Annotated in this window: 7 protein-coding genes and 2 pseudogenes; 7 read left to right on the forward strand and 2 right to left on the reverse strand. The window is 70.3% G+C overall.

Going from position 1 to position 5,224, the window contains the following annotated elements; all coding sequences use genetic code 11:
• Positions 1–19 precede the first annotated feature (19 nt).
• Positions 20–166 (reverse strand): laccase domain-containing protein, encoded by a 147-nt coding sequence (locus tag ASJ79_RS31210; protein WP_369803704.1) that lies wholly within the window; start codon positions 164–166, stop codon positions 20–22.
• Between ASJ79_RS31210 and ASJ79_RS18195 the strand changes: the two are divergent.
• The 6 genes and pseudogenes from ASJ79_RS18195 to ASJ79_RS18220 all read left to right on the forward strand — a co-directional run.
• Positions 102–482, forward strand: a pseudogene (locus ASJ79_RS18195) (laccase domain-containing protein); the annotation flags it as partial. The gene ASJ79_RS31210 and the pseudogene ASJ79_RS18195 overlap by 65 nt on opposite strands.
• A complete protein-coding gene (locus tag ASJ79_RS18200; protein WP_067958004.1) occupies positions 479–1,300 on the forward strand; it encodes a YggS family pyridoxal phosphate-dependent enzyme in 822 nt (273 codons plus the stop codon). The pseudogene ASJ79_RS18195 and the gene ASJ79_RS18200, both read left to right, overlap by 4 nt.
• Positions 1,297–1,941 carry a cell division protein SepF gene (locus tag ASJ79_RS18205; RefSeq protein WP_067958006.1) on the forward strand — a complete coding sequence of 215 codons (645 nt, stop codon included), beginning with the start codon at positions 1,297–1,299 and terminating at the stop codon, positions 1,939–1,941. The genes ASJ79_RS18200 and ASJ79_RS18205 overlap by 4 nt, the downstream gene beginning before the upstream one ends.
• 120 nt (positions 1,942–2,061) lie before the next feature.
• Entirely contained in the window at positions 2,062–2,352 is a 291-nt protein-coding gene (locus ASJ79_RS18210; RefSeq protein ID WP_067958009.1) for a YggT family protein, read from the forward strand.
• Between the two features lie 192 nt (positions 2,353–2,544).
• Positions 2,545–3,369 carry a DivIVA domain-containing protein gene (locus ASJ79_RS18215; protein ID WP_067958012.1) on the forward strand — a complete coding sequence of 275 codons (825 nt, stop codon included), beginning with the start codon at positions 2,545–2,547 and terminating at the stop codon, positions 3,367–3,369.
• A gap of 30 nt (positions 3,370–3,399) precedes the next feature.
• Positions 3,400–3,732: a DUF308 domain-containing protein gene (locus ASJ79_RS18220; protein ID WP_067958013.1), complete on the forward strand. Its 333-nt coding sequence runs from the start codon at positions 3,400–3,402 to the stop codon at positions 3,730–3,732.
• Positions 3,733–3,741: 9 nt separating this feature from the next.
• Here ASJ79_RS18220 and ASJ79_RS18225 read toward each other — a convergent pair whose 3' ends face one another.
• Complete coding sequence (locus tag ASJ79_RS18225) at positions 3,742–4,386, reverse strand: phosphoribosyltransferase (protein ID WP_067958018.1); 645 nt, start codon at positions 4,384–4,386, stop codon at positions 3,742–3,744.
• Positions 4,387–4,489: 103 nt separating this feature from the next.
• Here ASJ79_RS18225 and ASJ79_RS18230 point away from each other — a divergent pair.
• A pseudogene (locus ASJ79_RS18230) lies at positions 4,490–5,107 on the forward strand (TIGR01777 family protein); the annotation flags it as partial.
• Between the last annotated feature and the right edge of the window lie 117 nt (positions 5,108–5,224).

Here is a 5,224-nt window from a genome sequence, read left to right on the forward strand (position 1 = left end):
CCGAGCTCGGCCTCGCGCGTCACGACGCCGGCTCCAGCCAGATCACCGACGCCATGCGTCCGGTCGGGGCGTCGCGACGGTGACTGAACAGGTTCTGATCCTCGACCGTGCACGCGGGCCGGGTCGGTGCGGCCGCGGGCATCGTCGCGCGGGCGCTGAGGACCATGACCGACGCGGGCGCGCACGTCGAGGATGTGTCGGTGTTACTCGGACCCGCCGTCAGCGGCCGCAATTACGAGGTGCCCGACGCGATGGCGGCGGAGGTGGAGCGGGCGCTGCCCGGCAGCCGGACCAGGACCCACCGCGGAACGCCGGGGCTGGATCTGCGCGCAGGCATCGCGACGCAGCTGCGCTCGCTGGGTGTGCGGTCGGTCGACGTGGACCCGCGGTGCACGGTCGAGGATCAGAACCTGTTCAGTCACCGTCGCGACGCCCCGACCGGACGCATGGCGTCGGTGATCTGGCTGGAGCCGGCGTCGTGACGCGCGAGGCCGAGCTCGGCCGGGCGCTGGCCGCGTTGCGGGAGCGGGTCACCCGGGCGGCCGCGGCCGCGGGCCGCGACGCCGCCGAGGTCGAACTGCTGCCGGTGACCAAGTTCTTCCCGGCCTCCGACGTCGTCGCGCTGCACCGCCTGGGGTGTTCGGCGTTCGGTGAGTCCCGTGATCAGGAGGCCGCGGCCAAGGCCGGCGAGGTCGGCGCGCTCGTCGGGGGAGCGGCGATCCGGTGGCACATGATCGGACGGATCCAGCGCAACAAGGCGCGTTCGGTGGCGCAGTGGGCCTACGCGGCACATTCGGTCGCCAGCCCGAAGGTGATCGCCGCACTGGACCGGGCGGCCGCGGAGGCGCTCGACGACGGCCGCCGCGCCGCGCCGCTTCGGGTGTACCTGCAGGTCAGCCTCGACGGGGACGAGGCAAGGGGCGGTGTGGACGTGGCGGCCGCGGCGCGTATCGACGAGCTGTGCGGCGCCGTCGACGGCGCGCCCGGCCTGGAGTTCGTCGGGTTGATGGCCATTCCGCCACTGAACTCCGATCCCGGCGAAGCGTTCGCCCGGCTGGAACAGGAGCGTGACCGGGTGCAGCGCGACTACCGGCAACGCCTCGGGCTCTCCGCGGGCATGTCCGGCGACCTCGAAACGGCAATCCGACACGGATCGACTTGTGTGCGTGTCGGTACCGCGCTACTGGGATCGCGACCGCTAACGTCACCCGCAGTAGTCACACGAGTCACACCTTCATCACAGACACCAAACTCGCCGAACTTTCCTGAGTCTTCACCGCACGAAGGGTCCTCACAATGAGCACACTGCACAAAGTCAAGGCCTACTTCGGTATGGCCCCGATGGACGACTACGAGGACGACTATTACGAGGACGACGACCGCGTCCCCGCCCGGGGCTACCGGCGTCCCCGTGAAGACCGCTTCGAGGACGAGGGCTATGTGCGCGGCTATGACAGCCCGGCCGACGACCGGCGTCGCGAGTACGACGAGCCCGCTCCGTACCGGGGCGGTTTCGACGACGCCCGCTTCGAGCCGCGCATGCGTGGTCCGCGTGAATTCGACCGGACCCCACCGCGTTTCGGCGGGATGAGGGGCTCGACGCGCGGCGCGCTGGCGATGGACCCGCGGGGGATGGCCGAGCTGTTCGAGGCCGGCAGCCCGCTGGCGAAGATCACCACCCTGCGGCCGAAGGATTACAGCGAGGCGCGCACCATCGGCGAGCGATTCCGTGACGGCACCCCGGTGATCATGGACCTGGTCTCGATGGACAACGCCGACGCCAAGCGCCTGGTGGACTTCGCCGCCGGGCTGGCCTTCGCGCTCCGGGGCTCGTTCGACAAGGTCGCCACCAAGGTCTTCCTGCTGTCGCCGGCCGACGTCGACGTGACCGCCGAGCAGCGTCGCCGCATCGCCGAGGCCGGCTTCTACGCCTACCAATAGCCGCACCCGTGACCCCGGGTAGGCTGGCTGCGTCGCGCGGGCGCTGTCAGTCCGAAGCGACTCAGGCTGCGTCGCAGCTGTAGTCAAGGTCACACATCTGCCTGAGTGAGGTCGGCTTAGTTGGCGCTCTTCTTCGAGATCCTGGGTTTCGCGCTGTTCGTTTTCTGGCTCCTGCTGATCGCCCGGGTCGTGGTCGAGTTCATCCGCTCCTTCAGCCGCGACTGGCATCCGCGCGGGGCGACGGTGGTGATCCTGGAGATCATCATGACGCTCACCGACCCGCCGGTGAAGCTGCTGCGGCGGCTGATACCGCAGCTCACCATCGGTGCGGTCCGCTTCGATCTGTCGATCATGGTGCTGCTGCTGGTCGCGTTCATCGGCATGCAACTCGCCTTCGGCGCAGCGGCCTGACCTCGGGATTCAGCTGCTCCGATCGGTGGCGCCGCGGATTCGGGCTGCCCGCGGGATGTTGAGTTTCGGTATTAATTATCGACCTCGACTGCAACCGCCGGGTCTGGTGTGACAGGATGGACGCCAGTTACGTTGCAGCAAGGCTTTACACTTCGAGATCAGTTGACGGTCCAGACTTCAAGGGGGCAGACAATGCCGCTCACTCCTGCCGACGTGCACAACGTGGCATTCAGCAAGCCACCCATTGGTAAGCGCGGCTACAACGAGGACGAGGTCGACGCGTTCCTCGACCTCGTCGAGAACGAGCTGTCCCGCCTCATCGAGGAGAACAGCGACCTGCGTCAGCGGGTCGCCGAACTGGACCAGGAGCTCGCCTCGGCCCGCGCCGGCGAAGGCGCCGCCCAGCCGACGCAGACGCTGCCAGTCTACGAGCCGGAGCCCGAACCCGCACCGGCACCGGCACCGGCACCCGAGCCCACCTACGAGGCCGCGCCCGCGCAGGCCGCCGCGCCGGCTCCCGAGGATCAGCATCTGCGGGCCGCCAAGGTCCTCAGCCTGGCCCAGGACACCGCGGACCGCCTGACCAACAGCGCCAAGGCCGAGTCGGAGAAGATGCTCGCCGACGCCCGGGCGCAGGCCGACCAGATGGTGACCGAGGCGCGTCAGACCGCCGAGACCACGGTGACCGAGGCGCGCCAGCGCGCCGACGCGATGCTCGCCGACGCGCAGAGCCGGTCCGAGGCGCAGCTGCGCCAGGCTCAGGAGAAGGCCGACGCCCTGCAGGCCGACGCCGAGCGTAAGCACTCCGAGATCATGGGCACCATCAACCAGCAGCGCACGGTGCTCGAAGGCCGTCTCGAACAGCTGCGCACCTTCGAGCGTGAATACCGCACCCGCCTCAAGACCTACCTGGAGTCTCAGCTCGAGGAGCTGGGCCAGCGCGGCTCGGCCGCCCCGGTCGACTCCGGCGCCGGCAACGACGGTGGGTTCAACCAGTTCAACCGGGGCAGCAACTAGTCGCGTGCCCCTCCGACCCAGGTCCGGCCCATGCTGATCGTCGCGCTCGTCCTCGCCGTCATCGGTCTGGCGGCGTTGGTGATGGCCGTGGTCACCAGCAACGAGCTCATCGCCTGGGTCTGCATCGCGGCCAGCGTCATCGGTGTCGTGCTGTTGATCGTCGACGCGCTGCGGGAGCGGTCCAATCGCCGGAGTGCGGATGAATCACCGCCTGCCGCAACGGATTCCGACGAGTCCGAGCACGCCGAGGACTATCCGGACGAGGCCCCGATCGCCGAGGAGGACGACGTTCCGGCCGAGGATTCGGTGCCCGTGGACGTGGAACCCGAGGTCCGGTCCGACGACGAGTCTCCGAAGAGCTGACCGACGCCTTCAGCCGGCGAGCAGTTCGCGTACCTCGTCGTCGCTGACCTGGTGGAAATCCGCGAACACCTGCCCGACCGCCCGGAAATCGGTCGGCATCGTCGAGCACACCACCTCGTCGGCCTCTTCCCGCAACCGGCGGCACACCGACGCCGGTCCGACGGGCACTCCGACGATCACCCGCTGCGCCCCGGCCTGGCGGACGGCACGCACGGCCGCCAGCATGCTGGCTCCGGTGGCGATGCCGTCGTCGACGAGGATCACCGTGCGGCCCGCCAGCATCAGTGGCCCGCGGTCACCGCGGTAGGCCTCTTCACGCCGCTGCAGTTCGGCGGTCTCGCGCTCGATCGCGTCGTTCAGCGCGTCGTCGGCGATCCCGAGACTGCGCAGCAGGTCGTCGTTCAGCACGATTCCGCCGCCGCTGGTCAGTGCGCCCATCGCGAGCTCGGGCCACTGCGGTACGCCGATCTTGCGTACCAGGCACACGTCCAGCGGCGCCCGCAGTTCCCGGGCCACCTCCCAGCCGATCGGCACGCCGCCGCGGGCCAGGCCGAGCACCAGCAGGTCCGGCCGCCCCCGGTGCCGGGCGAGGTCGCGCGCCAGCACCTGACCTGCCTCGCGGCGGTCTTGGAAAGTCCGCTTCTTCTCGGCCATGACACCGTCCTGCGGCGGGAATACCCTCGTCCGGTGCGCGGCAATCCGTCACCGCGGCGGCACCGAACGCTCACCGACGGCACGCCTACCCCCGGGGAGGGCCATGGGCATCGAGTACGACTGCGTCGTCGGCCACCCGCGCGACGAGGTCTGGCAATGGCATGCCCGTCCCGGCGCGATGCGCCGGCTGGTGCCGCCCTGGCAGCCGATGTCCGTGGTGTCCGAGGCGTCGTCGCTGGCCGACGGGGTGGCCGTGCTCGGGCTGCCGGGCGGGCTGCGCTGGGTCGCGCGCCACGACCCGTCGGCGTATGTGCCGGGTGTTCGGTTCGCCGACGAGCTGTCGGCGCAGGGGCCGTCGTCGTGGCCGCCGCGGGTGGTCGGCCGCTGGCGTCACACCCACTCGTTCACCGATGCCGACGGCGGCACCCGGGTCCACGACCGTGTCGAGACCGTGGTGCCCGCAGCCGCGTTGCGGTCGACGTTCGCGTACCGGCAGCGTCAGCTCACCGATGACCTGGCCGCGCACCGCCGAGCCGCGGCCGCCGGTGCGGCGCCGTTGGTCGTCGCGATGACCGGATCCTCCGGGCTCGTCGGCTCGGCGCTGTCGGCTTTTCTGAGCACGGGCGGTCACCGGGTGATCCGGCTGGTTCGCGGGCCGGCCCGAGCGGAGGGCGAACGGCGGTGGGATCCGCGCGATCCGGCCCGCGACCTGTTCACCGGCCCGCTGAAGTTCTCGTCGTAGAGCACCCTGTGATACACGTCGACGACGTCGTCGAGACCGATCCACGACAACCACTGCCGGCCGCTCCCCATCCGCCCGCCCAGCCCGGCCGCGAAC

The sequence above is a fragment of the Mycobacterium sp. NAZ190054 genome, from assembly GCF_001545925.1.
Lineage (GTDB): Bacteria > Actinomycetota > Actinomycetes > Mycobacteriales > Mycobacteriaceae > Mycobacterium.

Bases quoted from the DNA above. Each gene is read 5' to 3' on its own strand.
- ASJ79_RS18205 (WP_067958006.1), top strand. From the start codon at position 1,297: ATGAGCACACTGCACAAAGTCAAGGCCTACTTCGGTATGGCCCCGATG.
- ASJ79_RS18225 (WP_067958018.1), bottom strand. From the start codon at position 4,386: ATGGCCGAGAAGAAGCGGACTTTCCAAGACCGCCGCGAGGCAGGTCAG.
- ASJ79_RS18220 (WP_067958013.1), top strand. From the start codon at position 3,400: ATGCTGATCGTCGCGCTCGTCCTCGCCGTCATCGGTCTGGCGGCGTTG.
- ASJ79_RS31210 (WP_369803704.1), bottom strand. From the start codon at position 166: ATGGTCCTCAGCGCCCGCGCGACGATGCCCGCGGCCGCACCGACCCGG.
- ASJ79_RS18215 (WP_067958012.1), top strand. From the start codon at position 2,545: ATGCCGCTCACTCCTGCCGACGTGCACAACGTGGCATTCAGCAAGCCA.